Origin of the sequence: Undibacterium sp. YM2, assembly GCF_009937975.1 — a bacterium.
In the GTDB taxonomy this organism is placed as follows: Bacteria; Pseudomonadota; Gammaproteobacteria; order Burkholderiales; family Burkholderiaceae_D; genus Undibacterium.
Window position 1 is genome coordinate 4,087,655 of the sequence record NZ_AP018441.1, and the last position, 21,898, is coordinate 4,109,552.

General features: G+C 52.4%; 23 protein-coding genes. 9 read left to right on the plus strand and 14 right to left on the minus strand.

The window, feature by feature from the left end; all coding sequences use genetic code 11:
- Positions 1–116: 116 nt before the first annotated feature.
- Both UNDYM_RS18330 and UNDYM_RS18335 read left to right on the plus strand, forming a co-directional pair.
- The gene (locus UNDYM_RS18330; RefSeq protein WP_162042318.1) at positions 117–1,121 is read left to right on the plus strand and encodes a PfkB family carbohydrate kinase; all 1,005 of its coding nucleotides are present in this window, start codon (positions 117–119) and stop codon (positions 1,119–1,121) included.
- Positions 1,118–2,470 (plus strand): MFS transporter, encoded by a 1,353-nt coding sequence (locus UNDYM_RS18335; protein ID WP_162042319.1) that lies wholly within the window; start codon positions 1,118–1,120, stop codon positions 2,468–2,470. The genes UNDYM_RS18330 and UNDYM_RS18335 overlap by 4 nt, the downstream gene beginning before the upstream one ends.
- Here UNDYM_RS18335 and soxB read toward each other — a convergent pair.
- The 7 genes from soxB to soxC form a co-directional block, all read right to left on the minus strand.
- Positions 2,467–4,176, minus strand: coding sequence for a thiosulfohydrolase SoxB (soxB, locus tag UNDYM_RS18340; protein WP_162044695.1), 1,710 nt, complete (start codon positions 4,174–4,176; stop codon positions 2,467–2,469). The two genes, UNDYM_RS18335 and soxB, sit on opposite strands and share 4 nt — an antisense overlap.
- Positions 4,177–4,687: 511 nt before the next feature.
- The gene (soxX, locus tag UNDYM_RS18345) at positions 4,688–5,323 is read right to left on the minus strand and encodes a sulfur oxidation c-type cytochrome SoxX (RefSeq protein ID WP_162042320.1); all 636 of its coding nucleotides are present in this window, start codon (positions 5,321–5,323) and stop codon (positions 4,688–4,690) included.
- 10 nt (positions 5,324–5,333) lie between these two features.
- On the minus strand, positions 5,334–6,173 hold the full coding sequence (soxA, locus tag UNDYM_RS18350) for a sulfur oxidation c-type cytochrome SoxA (protein WP_162042321.1): 840 nt from the start codon (positions 6,171–6,173) through the stop codon (positions 5,334–5,336).
- A 13-nt stretch (positions 6,174–6,186) separates the two neighbouring features.
- Positions 6,187–6,498 (minus strand): thiosulfate oxidation carrier complex protein SoxZ, encoded by a 312-nt coding sequence (gene soxZ / locus UNDYM_RS18355; RefSeq protein WP_162042322.1) that lies wholly within the window; start codon positions 6,496–6,498, stop codon positions 6,187–6,189.
- A 170-nt stretch (positions 6,499–6,668) separates the two neighbouring features.
- Complete coding sequence (gene soxY / locus UNDYM_RS18360) at positions 6,669–7,157, minus strand: thiosulfate oxidation carrier protein SoxY (RefSeq protein WP_162042323.1); 489 nt, start codon at positions 7,155–7,157, stop codon at positions 6,669–6,671.
- Between the two features lie 120 nt (positions 7,158–7,277).
- Positions 7,278–8,300 (minus strand): c-type cytochrome, encoded by a 1,023-nt coding sequence (locus UNDYM_RS18365; RefSeq protein ID WP_162042324.1) that lies wholly within the window; start codon positions 8,298–8,300, stop codon positions 7,278–7,280.
- Positions 8,284–9,648 (minus strand): sulfite dehydrogenase, encoded by a 1,365-nt coding sequence (gene soxC / locus UNDYM_RS18370; protein WP_162042325.1) that lies wholly within the window; start codon positions 9,646–9,648, stop codon positions 8,284–8,286. Before soxC ends, UNDYM_RS18365 begins: the two co-directional genes overlap by 17 nt.
- 278 nt (positions 9,649–9,926) lie before the next feature.
- Between soxC and UNDYM_RS18375 the strand changes: the two genes are divergently transcribed.
- Positions 9,927–10,535, plus strand: a complete 609-nt coding sequence (locus tag UNDYM_RS18375) for a rhomboid family intramembrane serine protease (RefSeq protein ID WP_162042326.1) — start codon at positions 9,927–9,929, stop codon at positions 10,533–10,535.
- Positions 10,532–11,206, plus strand: a complete 675-nt coding sequence (locus UNDYM_RS18380) for a M23 family metallopeptidase (protein ID WP_162042327.1) — start codon at positions 10,532–10,534, stop codon at positions 11,204–11,206. The genes UNDYM_RS18375 and UNDYM_RS18380 overlap by 4 nt, the downstream gene beginning before the upstream one ends.
- A gap of 14 nt (positions 11,207–11,220) precedes the next feature.
- On the opposite strand, the gene UNDYM_RS18385 is transcribed toward UNDYM_RS18380, so the two are convergent.
- The gene (locus UNDYM_RS18385; protein WP_162042328.1) at positions 11,221–12,096 is read right to left on the minus strand and encodes a LysR family transcriptional regulator; all 876 of its coding nucleotides are present in this window, start codon (positions 12,094–12,096) and stop codon (positions 11,221–11,223) included.
- A 148-nt stretch (positions 12,097–12,244) separates the two neighbouring features.
- On the opposite strand from UNDYM_RS18385, the gene UNDYM_RS18390 reads away from it, so the two are divergent.
- From UNDYM_RS18390 to UNDYM_RS18400, 3 genes are all read left to right on the plus strand, one after another.
- A complete protein-coding gene (locus tag UNDYM_RS18390) occupies positions 12,245–12,844 on the plus strand; it encodes a short chain dehydrogenase (protein ID WP_162042329.1) in 600 nt (199 codons plus the stop codon).
- Between the two features lie 51 nt (positions 12,845–12,895).
- Complete coding sequence (locus UNDYM_RS18395) at positions 12,896–13,816, plus strand: hypothetical protein (protein WP_232063541.1); 921 nt, start codon at positions 12,896–12,898, stop codon at positions 13,814–13,816.
- Positions 13,817–14,096: 280 nt separating this feature from the next.
- Complete coding sequence (locus tag UNDYM_RS18400; RefSeq protein ID WP_162042330.1) at positions 14,097–16,697, plus strand: MXAN_6230/SCO0854 family RING domain-containing protein; 2,601 nt, start codon at positions 14,097–14,099, stop codon at positions 16,695–16,697.
- Between the two features lie 32 nt (positions 16,698–16,729).
- Here the strand turns inward: UNDYM_RS18400 and UNDYM_RS18405 are convergent, their stop codons facing one another.
- The 5 genes from UNDYM_RS18405 to UNDYM_RS18425 form a co-directional block, all read right to left on the minus strand.
- Entirely contained in the window at positions 16,730–17,311 is a 582-nt protein-coding gene (locus UNDYM_RS18405) for a YdeI family protein (RefSeq protein WP_162042331.1), read from the minus strand.
- A 141-nt stretch (positions 17,312–17,452) separates the two neighbouring features.
- Positions 17,453–17,941, minus strand: coding sequence for a hypothetical protein (locus tag UNDYM_RS18410; RefSeq protein ID WP_162042332.1), 489 nt, complete (start codon positions 17,939–17,941; stop codon positions 17,453–17,455).
- A gap of 48 nt (positions 17,942–17,989) precedes the next feature.
- Entirely contained in the window at positions 17,990–18,301 is a 312-nt protein-coding gene (locus UNDYM_RS18415; RefSeq protein WP_162042333.1) for a hypothetical protein, read from the minus strand.
- Between the two features lie 44 nt (positions 18,302–18,345).
- Positions 18,346–18,987: a glutathione S-transferase family protein gene (locus UNDYM_RS18420; protein WP_162042334.1), complete on the minus strand. Its 642-nt coding sequence runs from the start codon at positions 18,985–18,987 to the stop codon at positions 18,346–18,348.
- A gap of 71 nt (positions 18,988–19,058) precedes the next feature.
- Complete coding sequence (locus tag UNDYM_RS18425) at positions 19,059–19,883, minus strand: helix-turn-helix domain-containing protein (RefSeq protein WP_162042335.1); 825 nt, start codon at positions 19,881–19,883, stop codon at positions 19,059–19,061.
- 139 nt (positions 19,884–20,022) lie between these two features.
- Here UNDYM_RS18425 and UNDYM_RS18430 point away from each other — a divergent pair, with 139 nt between their 5' ends.
- A complete protein-coding gene (locus UNDYM_RS18430) occupies positions 20,023–20,442 on the plus strand; it encodes a hypothetical protein (RefSeq protein WP_162042336.1) in 420 nt (139 codons plus the stop codon).
- 117 nt (positions 20,443–20,559) lie between these two features.
- Entirely contained in the window at positions 20,560–20,928 is a 369-nt protein-coding gene (locus UNDYM_RS18435) for an MmcQ/YjbR family DNA-binding protein (protein WP_162042337.1), read from the plus strand.
- A 520-nt stretch (positions 20,929–21,448) separates the two neighbouring features.
- Here UNDYM_RS18435 and UNDYM_RS18440 read toward each other — a convergent pair.
- Entirely contained in the window at positions 21,449–21,886 is a 438-nt protein-coding gene (locus UNDYM_RS18440) for a hypothetical protein (protein WP_162042338.1), read from the minus strand.
- Between the last annotated feature and the right edge of the window lie 12 nt (positions 21,887–21,898).

The following is a 21,898-nucleotide window of genomic DNA, read 5'->3' on the forward strand; positions in this document are numbered from 1 at the left end:
GACCTTCCCCTTGAAGGGGAAGGAGAAAACTGGATATTGCACAAATACTCGCATTTCGCAATTCTCGCAATTTTCACAATTTTCGCAACTAAAGCCCGCTAACAGAAAAGAAACCCATGTCATTGCAAAGCAAACCCATCATCATCTTTGGCGAAACCCTGATTGATGATTTCCCGGATCAGCCTGTCGTTGGCGGCGCGCCTTTCAACGTGGCGCGCAGCCTGGGTTATTTTGATTGTGCGCCGCTGATGATTTCTCGCGTGGGCAATGATGCAACTGCGCAATTGATACGCGCCGACATGCAGCGTTTCAAACTCCCGGCAACTGCTTTGCAGACTGACCGTCACTATCCTACGGGGCGCGTCAAGGTGACTCAGGACGATAGTGCAGACAAGGCCAGTCACAAGTTCGACATCTTGCCTGACCAGGCCTATGACTATATTGAAAGCCATGCAGCCTTAACAGCCATGCTACAGGGTAGCCCTGAACATGATCAGGGCATCTTTTACTTTGGCACACTGGCACAAAGAAACCCTGTATCACGCGCTGCCTTGCATGCCTTGCTAAAAGAGACACTGGCGCTCAAATACCTGGATTTAAATTTGCGCGCCATGCAATATAGCCTGGCTACCATCGAGCAATCATTACAGTTTGCCGACATACTCAAGGTCAATGAAGAAGAATTGCAGATACTGGCAGAAATTTACCTGGATAAACCCAAGGCAGACAGCGTGGTCACACTGGATGATGCAGATATTCTGACCCATGCAACAGCATTGATAAGCCTGTTCAAGCTGCAAGCCATTATCACCACCCTGGGTGAACGCGGTTATGCCTATCTGGATGAGGCTGGACAATACCTGCGCAGTGCAACTGAATCTGTCAAAATTGAAGTGGTTGATACCGTAGGCGGTGGAGATGCATTCTCTGCCATCTTTTTACTTGGCCTGCAGCGTGGCTGGCCACTGCTCACCAGCCTGCAGCGCGCCCATCAATTTGCAGCAGGTATTTGCGGCGTAAGGGGTGCAGTTGCCAGCGATGCTGACTTTTATGAACAATGGCAACAACGCTGGAATGCGGAAACCCTGCCAGTTATTGAAAGCAGCGGAGCAAACCCATGAATGCAGCCACAAGCAGCCCGCAACAGGTGACAGGCAAACCCCGACTGTCATTCTGGCAAATCATTAACATGAACTTTGGCTTTTTTGGCATACAGTTCAGTTTTGGCTTGCAGCAAAGCAGCATGAGCCCCATCTATGCCTACCTGGGTGCTGACGAAGCCAGCCTGCCCTATTTGTGGCTGGCCGGACCGGTGACAGGCCTGCTGGTGCAACCTCTGATTGGTGCCATGAGTGACCGCACCATCAGCCGCTGGGGCCGCCGCACGCCTTATTTCCTGATTGGCGCCATGCTGTGCAGCCTGGGTTTATTGATCATGCCCTTCAGCTCTACACTGTGGATGGCTGCAGGTTTGTTGTGGATACTTGATGCTGCCAATAATGTGACGATGGAGCCTTACCGTGCCTTTGTCAGCGACAAGCTCGATGCCAGCCAGCATTCTGTCGGCTTCCTGACGCAAAGCGCTTTCACTGGCCTGGGGCAAACCCTGGCGTACCTGACGCCATCGATTCTTGTGGTGGCAGGCATGAACAGTAATAGCGTCAATAGCCATCACATCCCCTTTATCGTCATTGCAGCTTTTATCATCGGTGCGGTGTTTTCGATTGCGTCCATCTTGTGGACTTTGAAGACGACGCCAGAAATCCCTTTGACTGCTGAGCAACTGACGCAAATCAGGCAACAAGCCACCGGCTGGCGTGCCACCCTGGCCGAGATAGGTCTGGCAATAAAAGAAATGCCACCGACCATGCGCCAGTTGGCGCTGGTCAAACTATTCCAGTGGTATGCCATGTTTTGCTACTGGCAGTACATCATGCTGTCGCTGGGCCGCAGCATATTTGGCACCAGTGACCCCAGTTCTGCCGGTTTTCGTGAAGCTGGATTATTGAATGGGCAGATAGGCGCTTTCTATAATTTCATCGCCTTCATTACCGCCTTTGCCCTGGTGCCTTTCACCCGTCGCTTTGGCCCAAAAATCAGCCATGCCACTTGCCTGACACTGGCAGGCTTGTGCATGATGAGCATACCGGCCATACATACGCCAGCGCTCTTATTCATCCCCATGCTGGGTGTGGGCCTGGCCTGGGCCAGTATCATGGGCAATCCTTATATCATGCTGGCTGGCAGCATACCGGCAGAGCGCACGGGGGTGTATATGGGGATTTTCAATATGTTTATCGTCATCCCCATGATCATACAAATCTTCACCCTGCCGCTGTATTACCATGCGTGGTTGGGTGGCAATCCTGAGAACGTGATCAGGCTGGCGGGCGGCTTGCTGATTTGTGCAGCACTGGCGGTGGGCATCGTCAAATTACCAAAGAAACCGCTACCCACCATCAAAACTTAAACCAGGCCAGGGTTACCAGTCACGCCAATCAAACGTGGTGTATTCAGTTTGCGTGGTGTGATTTTTTTATAGGTACGCAGCCATTGCGCCACCACGTCCCAGACTGGCTCACCTTTGGCACCTTCTGCCACCGGGGCCCAGCCAGCCACTTTATAGACTTTGCCATCTGCCAGTGGCTGACCATTCAGGCGCATATCCTGTATGCGCTTGCCCATGGCGGCCGCCGGTTCTATGGCATACGTCAAGCCACCAACGCGCACCATGTCGCCACCTTGCTGGTAATAAGGGTCGGGGTTAAACAAATTGTCGGCCACATCTTCCAGCACAGTCTTGATGGCGGCGCCTGTCATTTCTGTGACGGTGGTATAGGAATAGGTCGTGGCGGTCTGGTCCATCACATGCTCCATCGTGATCGCGCTATTAGGTAGCAGTGACGTACCCCAGCGGAAGCCGGGTGAGAATGCGATTTCTGCACCTTTGACTTCCATCAGGGCATCAACGATAAGCTGGTCAAAGCTGCCGTTGAAATTACCACGGCGGTACAGCGTACCCTCAGTCATCGCCAGTTTTTCACCCAGCTTTGTGGTGTAAGGTGCACGGATTTTTTGTATCAATGCCTGCATCTCGGCGTCAGCAGGCAGGAAGTTGGCAAACACCGGCAGCAGCTTGTACTGGAAGCCCTGTATGCGCCCTTCTTTCACATCAAAATCAAGCACGCCGAGGAACTTGCTATTACTGCCAGCATTCGTTACCAGGGTCTTGCCTCCACCGTTTTCGACGATAACAGGCGCAGGCATGCCGTCGTGGGTATGCCCACCGAGTATGGCATCGATGCCACGCACGCGCGAGGCCATCTTGAGATCGACATCCATACCGTTGTGCGACAGCACGACAACCACTTTCGCCCCCTTGGCACGCGCCGCATCGACGGTCTTTTGCATATTCTCCTCCTGTATGCCAAAGCTCCATTCGGGTACCAAGTAGCGCGGATTGGCAATGGGGGTATAAGGGAAGGCCTGGCCTATGATGGCGACTGGCACGCCATTCATTTCTTTCATGACAAAGGCTTCAAATACCGGATCACCAAAATCGGTAGTCTGGATATTTTGCGCGACAAAATCGATCTTGTCCTTGAAATCATTCTCGACAATCTGCTTGACGCGTTTGTCACCGAGGGTCATTTCCCAGTGCGCTGTCATGACATTCACACCCATCTGCAGACAGGCATCAACCATGTCCTGCCCCTTGGTCCATAGGGCAGTGGCTGAGCCTTGCCAGGTGTCACCACCATCAAGCAAGAGTGCACCGGGCCGGTTACCCTTGATGCGCTTGACCAGCGTCGTCAGATGCGCAAAGCCACCGACCTTGCCATAGGTCGCTGCGGCCTGTTCAAAGTTCAGGCAGCTAAAGGCATGGGCTTCTGGTGTATTGGGCTTGATACCGAATTGCTTGAGTAAATGTTCTCCGACCAGATGCGGGCTCTTGCCAAATGCCGCGCCTATGCCCAGATTGACACTGGGTTCACGAAAATACAGCGGCAACAACTGCGCATGACAATCGGTGAAATGCATGAGGTGGACATTACCAAAGCGTGGCAGGTCGTAGAGTTTATCTGCAACAGGATTAGCGATGGCAGCCTGCGCATCTATCTGCATGCCACCAGCGGCGGCAATAGCCATTACTTGTAAAAAATCGCGACGATTCAGGCCCATGGTGATTTGCTTTCTGATTTTGGTGTTGCTTTGTCGTTGATTTTGACGTTGCTGTTGATTCTGATGTTGTCGTTGTTTTTGACTTTAATCCGCTTGGGACGTAGCAATTTGTGCATCACAGAAAATGGATCAGAAAGCTTCGTTGTCTGAGCACAGCGAGTTTCGAAGCTTTCCCATTTTTTGTGATGCACAAATTGTGCTGGAGCGTAGCGTAAGCACCCGAAGGGCAAGTCTGCGGTCGCCTTTCTTTGATTCCTTTCTTTGGCGAAGCAAAGAAAGGGATTCGGCCGCCGGGCCGAAACCCGGCCTGTGTCCGCGAAGGGCAATCGTGTTAATCAAAGCACACGTATGCAACGAACGCCACTGGGCTCCAGCCTGCGCTGGAGCGACGAATTTTACGATCACAGTTTATCGACAGAACCCCATCCCCACCCAACCTCCCCCTTGAAGGGGGAGGAGCTGCGACAAACAATTTTTGGGGTGCGGGCTCAATATGTAAAGGGCACTACTTATTCACCGGCGACTCCATATCCAACAACAGCGCCATCACATCCTTCAACTGCGCCTCAGTCAATACCCCGTTATGCCCAAACCTCGGCATCCGGGAACAGGCGTTATAGGCCTGCGCGTTATACAGCTTGCCCCAGGTATATTTCACAATCTCCGGGCTGGCACCGCGCAGCTTGCCGTACTGGTATAGCGAAGGCCCGATATTGCCGAACGAGATTTCTGTCTTGCTCATCTGGTGGCAGGCATAGCAATTGCCGCCATTGACTGAGCCCATCGCGTCTGAAGACTGCATGCCACGGCCATTCTGGGCGATTTTTTCGCCATTCTTCCAGTCGCCCATGTATTGGCCATCCGCCGGATATTTGACAGTGGCGAGTTGTGCTTGTTCGAGCTTCTTGGCTGGCTTGGCTTTCAGACCTTGCGGGTTGGCGCTGCACAGAGCCTGGGCTTCGTCCTGTTGCACCATGCGTTCCATGGTGGCCGGGCCTTTGGCTTTGAAATCAGCTTTCATCATTTCCAGTGCAGCTTTGGCGTAGTCAGGCTCAGCGGCAGAAACCAGTGCCGTGCTACAGATGGCTAAGAACAAGATACTGATATGGCTTATGCGTGGATTTATGCGTAAATTTTTCATGCCTATCCCCTTAGCGTTTCAATGCAGGCGCATTCATGACCGCGCCATCGGCAGATTTTGCCAGGAACATGGTCAGTGCAGTGATGGTGTCTGACGCATAGTCAGGCACGGGGAAACGTTGCTGGCGGAAGCAGTCATTGAGTCTGTGCTGCATGGTCCTGACTTCGCCTTGCGAAACGCGGTAAGCGGGCCAGGTTGAATAAGCTGCCTGAGCATTTTCCTTGTTGTTCAGGTTAGGCAAGTCTTGCAGACGTATGCGCTGGCCATCTGCGGAGTGGCAGGATGCGCAGGCAAAATCGTGGGAACCAGCGCGGTAATAGAATATCTTCTTGCCGATTTCATAGGCCTGTTTTTCTGCTGGATGCTTGGTGCTGATGGCCAGTTTCATGCCGCGTGATTCTGCCGTCAAAAAAGACACCAGTGCTTCGATATCAGACGGGTTACCGGCAGAACCAAAAGGTGTCTTTGTTGCCTGTTCACGCGTCAGGCCTTGCAGGTTCATGCGACAGTGCATGAGGCGCTGCTCCAGGTCCATGACCTTGTTGGTGTCTTTAAAATAGCGCGGCAATTCTGCATACGCGCCCTTGGTCACGCCTGGGCCTTTGCCCAGATCACATTGCTCCAGCGACGCCTGATTGGGGCCAAGCTTTTTTTGCCAGAGTTCCTGGCCGCGCATTTCCCATAACTCTGCCGGGTTGCCATCGGCCAGCATCTGGCGGTATTTGGCGATTTCTTCAGTTGCAGAAGTTTGAGAAGCAGCTTGTGCCTTCGCAGAACCAGACATTGCACACAACGCTACACAGGCCGCTAGCGGCACAGCTTGCGCAAGTTTAAAGACAGCATGTGACATAGTTTTATCCTATTCAGGCGATGACGGCTTCATCACTACGCTGATCACCCTTGTTGTCTGTCCAGGTAACCGATACTTTTTCCCCTTTAACGCCGCCTTTGAACTTGAAAGACAAAAACGGGTCTTTGGATACAGAGGGGCCAAATTGCGCGTCCAGCACCAGCTTGTCTTTCCATTTGGCCTGCAGTGTCTTGATGAAATGGGCAGGTACGACTTTGCCTTCAAGGTCCTTGCGCTGACCTGTTTCCATATCGTGACGTATCAATACTTTTACCTCGACAGCTTCGCCTACAACTGCCGCCCGAATACGCATAGGATCGCCCATGATGTCTCCTTTTTTGCTAATTTTAAATAGATACTTGATTAAGACAGGTCAAGACCTGAAAGCTCACCACAGAGGCACGGAGACACAGAGGTGCACAGAGAAACCCGCTTGTATCTGCTTCTCCAGGCTTACGATGCATCACAGTAGCACCTGACCTGAAATTCTAAAAATTAACCGCCGCAACCACCCAGAGTAACCTTGATCTCTTTCGATGCCACCAGCCATTTACCATCGGCCTTCACCAGGGCATGCACATTCGACGTCTCGCCGACCTTGACACGTGTTCCTACCTGGGGTTCAGTACCTTCAGGTATGGTAAATGCTGCCGACATGGCATTTGGATTTTTTTCAATCAAGATCGCAATGTATTCTGTATTGGCGGCCTTGCTGCTGACGTTGACTTGAACCACGGCACCATTTTCTGCAATATCCGGCGCACCAATAATGACATCAGCACTGACGGTAGGGCTGCCCGCACCCAGCGCAGCAAACGCATCTTGCAGGCTCTTGGCTTCAAAGGCCTTGCCTTGCCATTCGGCAGCAAATACATCAGACGGTCTGAGCAAGCCGGCGGCAAAGGCCAGGCCAAACACCGTGGATATGCGTAAAAAATCACGGCGTTGCTGGCCGTCATCGTTGATCTTGAATGCCTGCTTCATTACTGTCTCCTGAGTAAGCGTACTGCCGCTATATTGCGAACTAAAAAAGTTTGATAAGCTTAACGCGAAATCGTTCCATCGATATGACAAAACTGAAAAATCCTTGCTGCACCACGATCCTCACTGACGCATGACCCAGTCCAGCATGGTCTTGATGTCTGCATCCTTGATATGGCCTTGCGGCGGCATGGGGATATCACCCCAGGCACCGCTGCCGCCTGTCTTGATTTTCTTGATCAAGTTCGCCTCTGCATTGGCGTCACCCTTGTATTTTGCAGCGATCTGGGCAAAGCCGGGGCCTACTACTTTGTCCTTGACACCATGGCAGGCCGTGCAGGCATATTGTTTGGCCAGCTTCAAACCTTCATCTGCGGCTGGCGCACTGACTTTGATGACGGCAGCCTTGCTCAGATCAACACCGCGCACGGCACCAATAGTACGGTTTTGCTCTACCGGGTTGCCGTTCGCACTGCGGGCAAAGGCTGGCAGTTCAGAGGTGATCTTGACTTCCTTCAGGCAATCTTTCATGCAGGCCGTGTTCTTCACATCTGGCTTGCCACTGGTTTGCCACAGGCCATGGCTTTGTGTCATGCCATTACGGTTGGGCATGCGCTTTTGTACTTCGGCGATGTTCTCATTCGACATGGTAAAGTCGTCAGCAACAACGCCTCCCAGGTTAAGAATATACGCGGTGACGGCATATACTTCATCGGTGGTCAGTGTCTTGGGTGCATTCCAGGGCATGGCGCGGTTGATGTAGTCCCACAAGGTAGAAACTGTGGCGACTTTCATCAGGGTGGTACGTTGCGGCTGGCTATTTCCTGTCAGTGCTGCTACCCGGCCATTCTTGACATCGTCCTTGGTGGTGCCACCGACTATGGGAGTGAAAACCTGGTTCGATTCACCAAAGGTGCCATGACAGGAGGCACATTTGCCATCCCATACCTGCTGCCCCTGATCGACACTGCCGCGCCCTTTAGGCAAACCCCTGAAGTCGGGGCGCACATCGATGTCCCAGGCAGCGACTTCCTTGGGTGTGGCAGCACGGCCTATATTAGTATAGTCCGCTGCACTGGCGGCAAGACTGAAGCCAGCTAGCACAAGGACAGATAAAGACTTGCGCAACTCAGGCCACTTGTACATTGCTGACCTCGCCATCTTCATTGATTTTCCACGATTGGATCGCATTATTGTGATAAATCGATTTGGTGCCGCGCACTTCGCGCAACTGGTTGATCTTGGGTTGTACATAGCCGGTTTCATCGATCGCCCGTGATTGCAAAATCGCTGGTCCGCCATCCCAGTTCCAGTCCATGTTGAAGCGGGTCAGGCATTTGCCGAGTACTGGACCTTCAAGCCTGGCGGTACGCCAGCTGCGGCCACCGTCGGCAGACACATCCACGCGCTTGATCTTGCCGCGTCCTGACCATGCGAGGCCGGTGATATTGTGAAAGCCTTTTTCCAGCAACATCTGCCCGCCAGAAGGCGTGGTGATGACGGACTTGCATTCTTGCACCGAGGTATATTGCCTGTGCAAGCCGCTGGGTTGCAGGTCTATATAATGTATCGCTTCATCCTTGGTGGCCCAGGGCTGATCGCCAACTTCGATACGGCGCAACCATTTGACCCAGGACACGCCCTGCACACCGGGTACGACCAGGCGGAGTGGATATCCATTTTCTGGCCGCAGCATTTCACCATTCATGGCATAGGCAACGATAACGTCATCCATGGCGCGGGCGATATCGATGGTGCGTGTCATGGCAGAACCATCACCACCCTCGGCCAGCACAAACTTGGCTTTCTTGCGGTCTATGCCGCAATCATCGAGCAGCACTGACAAGGGCACGCCTGTGTATTCACAGCAGCTCAGCATGCCATGGGTGTATTGCACGGTAGGCACGGCGACATTGCCCCATTCAGTTGCGCTATTCGCGCCGCATTCTATGAAGTGCATGCGTGATACCGACGGCAGGCGCATGAGGTCATCCATGGTATACACCTTGGCTTCGCGCACCAGACCATTGATCATGAAGCGGTGTTGTGCCGGGTCGTTATCTATCCAGCCCTGATGGTGGCGTTCAAAATGCAGACCATTCGGTGTGATGATGCCAAAGAAGCCCTGCAGGGGCGCGAACGACACCGAAGCCTGTGGCACCCGTGTGAGACCAGGTGACTGGCGGCGCTGCAGATTACTTTCAAACTTGGATGGCTGGCCATAGCCTTGCATGACAACCGGGTTGCCCAGGCTTTTGGCATGATCTTGCAGATTCAATATTAGCGGGTCGCCATCACCTTCAGGCATGCTGCCAGGTCTGGCCATGGCTGCACCGCTTGCCAAGGCTGCCGTGGCGGCAGCAAAGCTCTTGCGCAAGAAGCCGCGACGCTCATCATTCAAGCCTTGCTCAGTAATGGCCTCGCGCAAGGGTGCATCCAAAAAATTCTCGGGTGCACGGCGCAAAAGACCGGACTTTTTTATCTGGATAGACATGAGACTGAAACTTTCCAATGAGATACTGGGTTCATGCTGCGCCTGTATGCTGCCACCATCCGCACTATCAGTGACAGCATAGTTTATTCTCCAAGCACAGTTTTCACGATCTGTTTTTGATCAAGCTCAAATAATACTATTTGCGCATATAATCAAATAAGGAAGGATAAAAGGCAAATACTTTCTTTTGTGCAATGCACAAATAAACAATCCCTGGGCTGGCAAAGCTGCTTTCGTGATAAATTCTTGCTCTCGCATAAGCATGCAAAATCAGCAAGATGAGCCAGAAAAAACTTTTACCCATATCGCCTGTAGCAATTCTTCTCTTTGTGCTGATATTGGCGGGCTGGACTTGTTCTGTCCTGTATTTCGGAAAATCTTATTTTGCCTCGCAAAAATCCGTACTCCTGCCGCAGTTGGGTGCCGCAACCGGGGAGCTGTTCACCAGACATGAATGGTGGCGCCTGCTGGTCTCGCAATTCCTGCATGTGCATTTCCTGCACATGCTGTTCAATGCCTTGTCCATACTCATCCTTGCCAGCAGCCTGGAAAGAGCAAGAGGCTGGCTGGCCCTGCTGGCAATTTACTTCATTGGTGGTCTCACCGGCCAGACTGCCAGCGTCTGGTATTACCCTGCACTCGTCACCGACGGTGCCTCACAGGCGCTGATGGCCTTGTGTGCCGGCATGCTGGTCTTGCCACCACGCAGCAAAGTGACCTGGTTTGCTGGCCTGGTAGTCGCCATACAAGTGGCGCTGGATGTGCATGCGATAACAGCTATCAAGGCTGGGCATTTATATGGTTTCGTCACAGGCTTGCTGGTTGCTCTGACTATTTTTTCATACAGACAAAGCGTACTCATGCACCGTAATAACGCCAGCCCATGACCGCACCTATCATCATAGAATTTCCTTTGTCCGGCGAATGGCTGGTCGGCGCAGATGGTACCGAGGCCGGGCATGAAAGAGCCTTAGATTTAATACAGGTCGATCACAAATTCAAAGCAACCCGGCGCCCGCTCTGGCGAGAATTGTTCCAGGCCGTGCCCTTGGGAGATTATTACGCCTTTGGCCAACCGATATTCTCTCCTTTTGCTGGCAGGGTCGTGACCGCCGTTGATGGCTGCCCCGAGGCTGCCAACAGCTATCTGCGTACTCTGGTTGAAATGCTGTTCTCAAAGCAAGGCGACGCTGAATTGCAGCAGTTGATGGATGCAGGTCATGGCGATATCCGGGCCTTTGCCGGTAATCATATCATCCTGCAATCCAGCGCAGATCCTGCTGTCCATGCCTTCCTGGCCCATGCGCGCACTGGCTCGGTTTGTGTTGAGGTGGGACAGGAAGTCGCAGCCTTGCAAACGATAGCTGCCGTCGGCAACTCCGGCCAGTCAATGACGCCGCATCTGCACTTTCATTTGATGGCAGGAGCCAATCCTGTCAATGCAGTCACGCTGGAATGCTGTTTCCGTGCTTATGAATTATTCTCTGCTGGTCAATGGCAACGTTGTGAGACATCCCTGCCCAGGCGCAGGCAGCGCATACGTGCCCTTGCAGCCTGAGAGACAATTCAGCACTACAAACCAAACCTGCCCACCATGAATTCTATAAACGTGGAAAGCTTGGGCGTGGGCTGCCTGTCGCGCGGATACAGCAGATGCATGGGGCGTGATGCAGGCAGGTAGTCTTGCAGCAGTGGCACCAGTCTGCCTGCGGCAACCTCACTGGCGAGCAGCAGTTCAGATTGCATGACGATACCGAAACCCGCCACGGCAGCACTCTTCAAGGCCTGGCCATTATTCGAACGCAGGCGGCTGACGGGGATGTCGGTGACATCTTCACTCAGGCGCCAGCGCACATGCTTGTTCCAGTGTAAAAAATCCAGGCACTCATGCGCTGTCAGATCGGCAGGTTTAAGCGGTATGCCCTTGCGTTGCAGGTAGGCAGGCGCGGCGCAGATCATCATGCGGTAGGGCCTTAGCGGGCGGGCAATCAGGGTGGAGTCTTCCAGCCTGCCTATGCGTATGGCGGCATCGTAGCCATCTTCGACCACATCCACCAGTCTGTCATTCATGTGCAGGTCAGCACGCATTTCTGGATATTGCGCAAGATAATCGACCATGGCCGGAGCCAGCAATTCACTGCCGAAGGTCACGGGGGAGGTGATCTTCAGCACGCCACGGGCACCGCCACGCATCCTGGCGGCACCGGACTCTGCCTCACTGATCTGCGCCAGTATGGCCCGGCATTGCTCCGCGTATTGCAAACCCAGCTCGGTCAGACTCTGGCGGCGCGTCGTGCGTGTCAACAGACGCGCAGCGAGCAGTTCTTCCAGAAACTGTATGTGTTTGCCGACCATGACAGGCGAGATTTCGCACTGCGCTGCGGCAGCCGTAAAGCTGCCTGCATCGACAACGGCGACGAACACTTCCATGCTGCGCAATTTATCCATTGCTCACCTCAATTACTAACCAATGGTTAGCAATATATGCGTTTCCGTGACATTTATCTACATTAAAAATTGGAAGATACTTAATCCTGAGCTTCAAAGCTTCAGGATTATTTAAAACGAATGCAATCACCAACGAGAGGAACAAACCATGAAACTCATCATCATCGGTGCCAACGGCACAGTAGGCAGCGCTATCAGCAATGAACTCGGTGCCCGTCATGAGCTTATCCGCGTCGGCAAGAGCAGCGGAGACCTACAGCTGGACATCAGCAACAGCGAACAGATACAAGCATTGTTTACCCGTACTGGCAAGGTTGATGGCGTGGTGGTCGCGGCAGGCCATGTGCATTTTGCCCCTCTGGGTGAAATCGAAGAACAGCATTACCACATAGGTCTCAACAGTAAGCTTATGGGCCAGGTGAATGTTGCGCGCATCGCTCAGGACTATCTGCATGATGGCAGCTCCATCACGCTGACCAGCGGCTTCGTCGGCGACATACAAATACGTGCTGGCGCCAGTGCAGCCATGGTCAACGGTGCCATCGAAGGTTTTGTGCGTGGCGCAGCGATAGAATTACCACGCGGCTTACGCATCAATGTTGTCAGCCCCGGCTTGCTGGAAGCCTCGGTCGCTGCACTGGGCAGTTTCTTCCCTGGCTTTGAAGCAGTATCCGCAAAACGTGTGGGCCTGGCCTATGCGAGGAGTGTCGAAGGCGCACAAACCGGGCAGGTTTACGCTGTGCGCTAGGCAGGCAGGACTTATCAAAAAAATAGCACAAAACAGCGATTACCAGTTAGCATGGACCTGCAATGCCGCTGGCAGCAAAGCCTGCCAGCGACCATCATCCATGCGACCGGGAGTGCTGCCTTGAGTAATGAAAACTTTGATGCCCCTATCTTCATAGAAGATGGTCCTTACATAGACTTGCTGCCCGGCGTATATCCCTATCTGTATAACGAGCGCGGTCACTGCAGGCAATTGCGCCAGGCGTTTGGCACTGAGATCAGCATCGCCGAAGATAATCCCGATCTTGAGCTGGGCACAAAATACAAGGGCATCAGCCACCAGCCCAAGACCATACCGAATGATGGTCACCCTTACCAGATTACCGAATTCAATTTCAAGGTTGCCGAAGTCCATTACGAAGCCATCACAGCCACCAGGGATAGTGTGCAGGCCTTTGGTATGACCCTACTGAAAAGCGGCGAATGCCTGCGCTTTGAATATGAGGGCATGATCATGGCCCAATATACGTATGGCAAATGGGCGGGCCATCAGTCTCCCTACATAGGTGGCCGCCGGCGGCGCGAGTTGCTGACCCATAATCCCACTGACCTCGAATTCCATGACTTTCCTCACATCTTCTTTTCGCAGGATGACTTACCCCTGGTCATCAGCGTGGCACGCTGGCGCCCTTATGTGCAGGAAATTTGTCTGGCAGACCTGTGGGTGGCACCGGGTGACGCCATCGTCCTGCCACCCAAGACCAGGCCAGTGCCGCCAGATGGGCAACTGTCGGACAAACAAGCCAGAGACATCATCATCGACCTGCACGGCAACCGCAACTCTGCCCTCGCTTGCTGGGGTAGTGACAAAGCCGCACTGACGACAACGACTGTGCTGGGTAATGCCCTCACCATGCAAACCCGTGCCCCGAATTATCATGAAGAGCAGCACCCCAGCAAACACCCTTACCCCGGCAGCAGACTCGCTGGGTGATGACATCGGCCTCATCATATCGAGCGGAATACGGTATGAAGGGCCTGGGTTTTAGCGCACCGCTTTCAAACCTATCCTTTTCCCAAACCCTTGATCTTCTGACAGTATTTGCGTTAGCATCTGTATTGCGAAGGCTCAGACTGGGCTTCCTTCTACAACCTGAAACAGCCCGGTCGATTTCCTTCGCAACTTATTTCTTCACCTGATTTTATATCAGGGATACTTTGATCATCAGCGGAAGTTGGCTCGGGCCCTCTTCCGTTTTTTGTTGGAAGCGTGCATGACTTTGCCATTTTCTGCGACACAGGCTTTACTGCTCAGAAGAAAACATCTGGTTTTTGTAGAAGCAGGCACAGACGCCAGCCTTCTGCCAGAATCCTATCTGCAAGCTTTTGAAATCAATCTGGCGAAACTGGGTTATGCCGTCTCCACCCGTCTGCGTCTGGCCTTGCAAGGCCAGAGCGCGAATGCACTAACGCAGATCCAAAAGCATGTATGGAAAGTTTTACTGGAAAAAGTCGGTGGTAACCAGCAGTTGATGCCGCAGTTTCGTCGTTTCCCTGAAGATGTGCCCGCAGATACGCATGCACTGTGGCGTCAGCGTGTGCTCAGTCACTTCCTGCAACTACCTGATCAGCCCTGTCTATTCTGTTCACAAACTGGCAGCACACATGTATTGGCGCCTTGTGAACATGTGGTTTGTGATCATTGCTATGACGGTAGTAATTATTCTGCCTGCCCAATCTGCGGCCAGCAAACAGAGTCATCAGCATTCTTCAAACCAGCCCAAGCACGCCAGCAGCCAAAAGAAAATATTATTTTCAAGCTGCTGGATCTTGGCCAGGATGTAGATGCTGCAGCTAAAGAACTATTGCACAGCCTGTGCGAGCGCAAGCAAGCCATGTCACCCGTGGACACGGACGACTTCATCGCCATCGTGCAAGAGTATGGGGTGGCAGTCATACCATGGTTGCCGCAAGTCATACCCGTGCGTGAAAACATTGCCCTTTTGTTTGGCAGCTTGTTGAAGCAATGTGAACCTGCCCTGGTCATGGATGCAGCAAAATCGTATATCAGCACTGCCACCGATGTGCTGCGCCTGATCGCAGCCTATTCGGGCGCTGACCCCGCCCTACAGGGCCAGACTGTTTACCGGCAACTCGCTATTGCAGAAATGCGTGGCGTCAAAAAATACCGGCCATGGTTTGAATCCAGCCACTGGCTCGCCTGGGCCAAACGCCACACCCATATGCAAGTCACCCGGCTGGTCAAACGCTTTAAAGTTGCCAAACTGAGCCGCCCACTACGCAAGTCGCTTCTGGGCTTCATGGAAAGCCTGCGTCCTGATTTGCTGACTGAAGACATGCTCAGGCACAGATCGTATTGGGTATGGATGGGCGAATTCCTGCATCCGCATGAATACAAAAACCGCTACCCTCAGGTGGCAGCCGCCTTTACCATCATCCGCAAAAAATCTGCCGACGGCACGCCAGCGCCTGCCTTCCAGACTTATTATGGCAAGCTTGAAGCCAGCCTGCGCCTGGGCGATGCGGGTGCCATGGCTGGCTTGCTGGCGCAAAGGCCGGGTGAACTGGCACGCCGCCTGGATTTACTATTACGAACGGCGGGTACCAATGAAACAGCACTTGCCCAGGTCAAGTCTGCTTTTCAGAAGGCACTGCCGCAATTTGCCACACCTGTATTGCTCACTTTACTGGCTCACCTGCCAGTCAGGACGCAAGCTGTTAAAACCAGAATATATTGGCCCAAGGGCCAGGTCGCCAAAGCTGTGTTTGCACCTGAGACCAGAGCAAACCTGGACGCAAATACCATAGTAGAAATAGTCGCCGCACTGGAAGAACAACTCATGCTGCGCTTTGCTGCAAAACCCCACTATGATCAATTCATCATAGACCGGGCATTACAAGACATCATCGTGCCGTTCAATGAGCGAACTGCCAGCAAATCAGCGATCAGTCTGCCGCGCGGCTCCTGCATTGCTGTCACACCAGAAAAAACAGCACGCCTGTTTTTACACTGGTGCCAGCCTGAGAACAATGCCAGCCGTACTGATCTGGATTTGTCAGTCGGTTTTTATGACGCTGACTGGCAGTATCAGGGAGTTTGCTCCTATTACCAATTGCAGTTGCAGAGCAAAAATGGTCAGCATATCGCCCGCAGTTCTGGCGATATCACCAGTGCCCCCTTCCCTGATGGCGCCAGTGAATTTGTCGATATCGATCTTGAAACAGCCCAACGGCAAGGCATACGCTATGCAGTGATGGTCTTGAATAATTATTCAGGTATGGCCTTTGAAGACCTGGAACGTGCCTATGCTGGCATCATGTTCAGGGACGATGTTCAAGGACATCATTTTGACCCGCGCACGGTCGAGCTCAGGTTCAATCTGCAAGGGGCCAATGGCATCTTCCTGCCCATGGTCATCGACCTGCAGGATGGGCGCCTGCACTGGCTGGACATGTATTCCACGGGCATGTTCGCCATGAATAATGTCGCCAGCTCAAACAATGCCATCACCACCATTTGCCCCGAGCTGATCGCCTACTTTGCCAGCGGCACGCGCCCATCCATGTATGAGCTATGCCTTCTGCATGCTGCCGCGCGTAGCCAGGAAGTGCTGTTGCGCGGCAAGGACATGCAGTGTTTTATACGTGCAGAGAATGAAACCAATGCGGCATTTCTGGCGCGCTTGCGACGTGAATCTGGTCAGCAGTTACCCGCAGATGCATTGCGCTTTGAACGCAGCATTTTTGCCGCCCTGTATGAAGGTAACCTGTCCTTGCCCGAAGGCAGTGCCATTTTTGCCCTGAAACCTGCAGCCATCACAGGCAATCTGGCTGCCAGCGATCTGCTAAGTTGAGCGTGCGCTGACAGCTGACAGCTGAAAAGGGTTCATTCATCATCCAGCCCCTTGCCTTCCAGGATCTGCGGAATCGCTTTTTCCACTCTTGATTCGCGGGTCTTGGATTGCTTGGCGGCTGAGAAATGCAGCAGGTATGCTCTTTGTCGTCCAGGTGTCAGGGCTTCAAACGCTTTTTTCAAAGCGGGCATGCTGTCAAGCTTGATCTGGAATTCTTCGGGCATATTGAATTCTGTCGTTTTTTTGAATTCCACCTTCAGCCCGGCTTTTTCTACTGCAATCGCATCCTTGATATAAGCTTTGATCGCGGTTTTTTTCTTGCTGATTTCTTCAACGCTGGTGAAACGAAGTTGCCTCGCCGCCTGGGTATTCTCGGTCTGCTGTACCAGCAAACCCTTGCTGTCTTTTAGCAGCGCTCCCTTGAAAAACAGCAGGGCAGCATATTCCTTGAAGACATGAATAAGAACAATATTTGTATCCTCATGCGTATAGCAGGGGTTGCCCCACTTGAATTCTTCAGTCAATGGGCATTCAAGGACTATGCTGCGCAATTGCTCGATTTCTTCTTTCCAGGTCTTGGCTTTGCTGACGTAGGCATCGACTTTGGGATTCATATTGTCTCCATGAAAAAGCTGGCTTGATTATCTGACCATGCTGCTAATTTAGCATGCAAATTAGCAATCATTCAAGTAACAGATTTCCCTCCAATCAACAACGCAACCCCGTCCGCCGCAGTCACATTTCGCGTGAACCGCTCAGGGTGTGACAAGCTTGCCTGTGCGTATATCAAAAAACAGGCGCTTTTCGTCAGCTGTCTGGACTATGAATTTTCCATGTTCATCTATGCCCAACCCATGACCCCAGTAATAATGCGAAACAGTTTCTTTCAAGATGCGCTTGTCGGGAATGATCTCCTTCAATCTGACCTTTCGCAATACCTTGCCATGCTTCCAGAAGGTCAGCATGACCATGTCGTGACTATAATCCTGGGGTATCAGGTTCAGGCCATCATACTCAGTCACACAATATTCGCCATCATTGCTGATAAAGGGTGCGCGAAACCAGCCAGACATTTTCCAGAGCACCTTGTTATTCTTATCCAGGACTTGCGTACCAAGGAGTGGATCGGAAATGATCTGATATTGTTGATTCTGGCTGGCACGCGTGATTTTATGTGGTGGCTGCAAAGGAGTATCTGCATGGACGCTATCCACCAATAAAAAATTTAAAAATAAACCGGTCACGCATAAAGCCATAAAAGCGAAGGTCTTGTTTAACATTACAGGATAGCCCTAAACTTTTTTTATATTCAATGCCAGATATTGCAGCAAAGGTGCGACATGAGTCAGCATCAATGGAAATGCATGTGTCTTGTCGTTGAGTACGTGTTTGCTGAATTCCAGATCTTCACACAGGCTGCCTATATTCGGTTCCTTAGCGTCCTCAAGTATGGCGTATAAAGAATCGTCTGGCATGGCCCAGTAGTAGTCTTCGGTCAGTTCAACCTCTTTCAACTGCAAATCATCTTCCACATGGGACAATATGGAATTAATGATACTGCGCAACTCTGCAATATTGATGCTGTGCTTTACTTTGACTGTCATGCTGATTTCATGCTGCTTCCGAAATAGTTTTTACCAAAACTTATTCACCACTTGGGCGTAATCCGCTCACCTGGCAAGACTTCATAAGGATGTGCCCAGCCTGGCAAGGCACGCAAGCGGTCCAGCCAGGCGACGATGTGCGGGTAGCGGTCTGTCAGCTTGTAGCCACTCTCTTCTTCAGGATAAAACAGGTAGGCACTCAGGGAAAAATCAGCAATCGTCGGTGCATCGCCGACCAGGTATTCTCGGCCTGCCAGATGTTTGTTGACAATAGTGAAGGCATTGTCTATGCGCCCCAACAGCCAGGCCTGGACAGCCGGATCGGGGGCAGAGGGACCAAAGGATTTATTGAAGCGGTAGCTGGCAAAATAACTGGTGAACTTGTGGTTATCAAATAAAAGCCAGCGCAATACTTCGAGTTTTTCATCTTCATTCTTGCCACCAAAAGCGCCATGCTTGTTGGCAAGGTAGCTGAGGATTACGCCAGACTGTGTCAGCCTGCGTTCGCCGTCTTCTAGTATGGGCACCTCCCCCATTTCATTGGCTTGCTCGCGCCATTCATTGCTGCGGGTAACCCCCTGGAACATATCGACAAAGGCGTTCTCAAAAGGCTGGTTCAGTGCGCGCAGCAGGAAAGCGACCTTGAAGGAATTGCCTGACTGGCAGAGGCTATACAGTTTGTACATGATGCTTGTCCTCGGGTGGGAAGGGAACAGGCATCTTACCAAGATTTAGCGAATGTGCATAATCGCAGCAATCATGCTCCCATCGCCTTCAAGAAAACTTCGGTTTGTGTATCTGCCGGATAAAACAATTCCACGCACAGCTCATGCAGGGTGATGTCGCGCGGGCTGCCAAAGGTGGTCAGGGTCGTGAAGAGCGAAAGTTCATGGCCATGCAGCTCCATGATGCAGGGTATCAGCAAAGAGGGTTCTGTCGCTTGCGTGACGGGTGTTTGCTGTTTGAGGGCGATGACATTGGGATAGGCATGCACTTCTTCCACCAGGGCGATGATGGCTTCATCGCGGGCACTCAGCATGAGCCTTTGCAGGACTTGCAAAAGATAGCTACCCCATTCTGCAAAGTTTTTGGTAAAAGCCGCAAAGCCTTGCGGATGCAGGCTGGCTCTGAAGATATTGATTTCTGGTGTCAGCAATTCTGGCGGCAACAGGCTCATGAGTTTTGCAGCGGCACTGTTATGCAAGACCACATTCCAGTGCCTGTCCAGTGCAACGCCGGGATAAGGATCATGCGTATCGAGCAGGCGCTGCACTGCGGCTTTGGCTTGCGCCATGCGGGCCGTATCCAACCCCTGTTCGCTATAGCGTGGCGCATAGCCTGCCGCCAGCAGCCAGGTATTGCGGGCGCGCAAGGGCACATCCAGCTGGCTGGCGATGCTCATCAAGAGTTCTGCACTGGGGCGTGAGCGCCCAGTTTCTACAAAGCTCAGGTGACGTGGCGAAATATCGATGTCCAGCGCCAGCTCCATCTGGCTTATTTTGCGTTGCGTGCGCCATTCACGTATCAGGGTACCGACTGGTGCCTCTGTCTGTTCTGCTGTCGCCAATGTGAGATGAGCCATTGCGCTTCCCTTAAGAAATATGGATACCTGATGCATTATCCCTGCCCTGTTGCATGAGCGCCATTACCTGCCAGGTAATCGACTCGCTGCAAATGTAGAGCGAAACTGCAATCCCCTCAACTGTTTTTGGAGATACATCATGTCAACAGCTACTAATACATCTGCCGCAGTTAAATTGCATGCACCTGTCCTGTCCCTGCGCACCATACTGACACTGGATGCCATTACTGGCCTTGCCATGGGCTTGTTACTGGTTGCCGCGTCTGGTCTTTTGTCTGGCTTGCTGGGCTTGCCCAAGGATTTTTTGTTCATGGCAGGTGCCAGCCTGTTCCCGGTTGCTGCACTGGTGGGTTTTACCAGCCGCGCTGGTGGCGAAACAAAGCCGCCTGCACCACTGGTATGGATCGTCATACTCGGTAACCTGGGCTGGGTCATCGCCAGCATATTGACGATGGAAGTCTGGTTTGAACCCAGTATATTGGGATTTGTCTGTGTCAGTGTGCAGGCACTGGTGGTGCTGGCTTTTAGTGTGCTGGAATATCGTGGGCTGCGCAACTAAGGCTCTGGTGCTGAGGGGCAAGCCTGGCTTGCCTCTTACTGCTCAAGCAAGATTGCCAGAATTGCAATACACTGAGATGCTTACGTATCCCATTTTGCTATTGACCTTAAGCCTGCGATGAAACTAGCTGCTCTCAAAAAATTATGTGCCGGTTATGCTGGTGCCCGTGAAAGACTACACGATACGCCCAGTAATATACTGGTGTATAGCGTAGGAGAAAAATCCTTTGCCTACTTCAAGACCAGCGAGCCTGAGCGCTGGCGTTTCAGCATACGGGTGACGCCTGCTCGCTTTCTTGAGCTGACTGATATGCCGGGCGTAAAACCGGCGCGGTATATGGGGCGCTTTCATTGGGTCACTATCGTCGCTGTCGAGCAATTTCCTGAAGACTATTTGCGGGAATTGCTTGAGTATTCTTATCAAAAGGCTTTGTCGGGCTTGACGAAGAAAAAGCGGGAAGAGGTTTTGGTGGGTGGTGCAGATTGAACTGCACGCCCATCTAGTGCCGACAGGGTTTAAAGTTTTTTAGTCGCAATTATCACGTTGCTTCTGATAAGCCATTATCGTGTTACCGTCATTCCTGCATGCTTTTGGCGGAAGTCTACAAGGTAGGCGCTTCAGTGGCATTCTTAACATACTGCAAAGTACATTCCCACCAGAATTGCATGCGGCTACGAACTTGACTCTAAAATATCTTCGCACGTGATCGACGATTGCAGGTCGGGGGTAGCCCGACAGCTACATACCTTTCTTGCGTCGCCAAGAAAGGTATGCCAAAGAAGGCGCCCCAGGCGTCGTCGCCCCCTAAAGGGGTACCCGTTTATGCGGTACAAAAAATGGGAAGATCCGAAACTCGCTTCGCTCAAACAGCGGCTCTTCTTTTTCCATTTTCTGTACCGCACAAACGGCGCCGACACATGGGAACTGCGAAAATCAAAAGCAACATCAACACAACCTGTAATCATATTGCGAACTGAAGTCATTGTTCGTCGTAGTTAAGAGAACCTTAAACCGTCTCCAAATCCTTCGCCCTCACCTCACTCACGGGCATAATCACACATCGCAAAAACAGCTTCGCGGCATCCTCATGCGTGAGCAAATCCTGCAAGTCTGCCGGTATCTGCCCGGTAAAGGCAAAGCCTGATCTGGTGTGCATGCCCGCTTCACGTTCTGTCCACAGCAATTGTATCTGGCAATCGCCCAGTGCCATGTCGGGTTGCGCTTCATCTGGTAAAAAGCTGAGCTGGTACTGGCCGGATGGCATTTCGGATTCGAGTTCGGTCAGCACCTGCAGGCCACCCGTGCTGAGGTTGACCAGCAGGGCTGGCAGGGCATCGGCATGCTCGGGGGAGTTGAATACCCAGACCGGGCGTATCTCGTGGGTGCCCAGAGGAACTAAGAAGAATTGCACGCGTTGGTGGCGACGGTTTTCAGATGGGTTCATGGCATCAATGAT

What these genes read in the sequence shown, in the direction of transcription:
- UNDYM_RS18395 (WP_232063541.1), top strand. Translation starts at nt 12,896, where the DNA reads ATGGACCTGCAATGCCGCTGGCAGCAAAGCCTGCCAGCGACCATCATC.
- UNDYM_RS18365 (WP_162042324.1), bottom strand. Translation starts at nt 8,300, where the DNA reads ATGTACAAGTGGCCTGAGTTGCGCAAGTCTTTATCTGTCCTTGTGCTA.
- UNDYM_RS18430 (WP_162042336.1), top strand. Translation starts at nt 20,023, where the DNA reads ATGTCAACAGCTACTAATACATCTGCCGCAGTTAAATTGCATGCACCT.
- soxX (WP_162042320.1), bottom strand. Translation starts at nt 5,323, where the DNA reads ATGAAAAATTTACGCATAAATCCACGCATAAGCCATATCAGTATCTTG.
- soxC (WP_162042325.1), bottom strand. Translation starts at nt 9,648, where the DNA reads ATGTCTATCCAGATAAAAAAGTCCGGTCTTTTGCGCCGTGCACCCGAG.
- soxY (WP_162042323.1), bottom strand. Translation starts at nt 7,157, where the DNA reads ATGAAGCAGGCATTCAAGATCAACGATGACGGCCAGCAACGCCGTGAT.
- UNDYM_RS18385 (WP_162042328.1), bottom strand. Translation starts at nt 12,096, where the DNA reads ATGGATAAATTGCGCAGCATGGAAGTGTTCGTCGCCGTTGTCGATGCA.
- UNDYM_RS18425 (WP_162042335.1), bottom strand. Translation starts at nt 19,883, where the DNA reads ATGGCTCATCTCACATTGGCGACAGCAGAACAGACAGAGGCACCAGTC.
- UNDYM_RS18435 (WP_162042337.1), top strand. Translation starts at nt 20,560, where the DNA reads ATGAAACTAGCTGCTCTCAAAAAATTATGTGCCGGTTATGCTGGTGCC.
- soxZ (WP_162042322.1), bottom strand. Translation starts at nt 6,498, where the DNA reads ATGGGCGATCCTATGCGTATTCGGGCGGCAGTTGTAGGCGAAGCTGTC.
- UNDYM_RS18440 (WP_162042338.1), bottom strand. Translation starts at nt 21,886, where the DNA reads ATGAACCCATCTGAAAACCGTCGCCACCAACGCGTGCAATTCTTCTTA.
- UNDYM_RS18380 (WP_162042327.1), top strand. Translation starts at nt 10,532, where the DNA reads ATGACCGCACCTATCATCATAGAATTTCCTTTGTCCGGCGAATGGCTG.
- UNDYM_RS18420 (WP_162042334.1), bottom strand. Translation starts at nt 18,987, where the DNA reads ATGTACAAACTGTATAGCCTCTGCCAGTCAGGCAATTCCTTCAAGGTC.
- UNDYM_RS18390 (WP_162042329.1), top strand. Translation starts at nt 12,245, where the DNA reads ATGAAACTCATCATCATCGGTGCCAACGGCACAGTAGGCAGCGCTATC.
- UNDYM_RS18335 (WP_162042319.1), top strand. Translation starts at nt 1,118, where the DNA reads ATGAATGCAGCCACAAGCAGCCCGCAACAGGTGACAGGCAAACCCCGA.
- UNDYM_RS18405 (WP_162042331.1), bottom strand. Translation starts at nt 17,311, where the DNA reads ATGAATCCCAAAGTCGATGCCTACGTCAGCAAAGCCAAGACCTGGAAA.
- soxA (WP_162042321.1), bottom strand. Translation starts at nt 6,173, where the DNA reads ATGTCACATGCTGTCTTTAAACTTGCGCAAGCTGTGCCGCTAGCGGCC.
- UNDYM_RS18400 (WP_162042330.1), top strand. Translation starts at nt 14,097, where the DNA reads ATGACTTTGCCATTTTCTGCGACACAGGCTTTACTGCTCAGAAGAAAA.
- UNDYM_RS18415 (WP_162042333.1), bottom strand. Translation starts at nt 18,301, where the DNA reads ATGACAGTCAAAGTAAAGCACAGCATCAATATTGCAGAGTTGCGCAGT.
- UNDYM_RS18330 (WP_162042318.1), top strand. Translation starts at nt 117, where the DNA reads ATGTCATTGCAAAGCAAACCCATCATCATCTTTGGCGAAACCCTGATT.
- UNDYM_RS18375 (WP_162042326.1), top strand. Translation starts at nt 9,927, where the DNA reads ATGAGCCAGAAAAAACTTTTACCCATATCGCCTGTAGCAATTCTTCTC.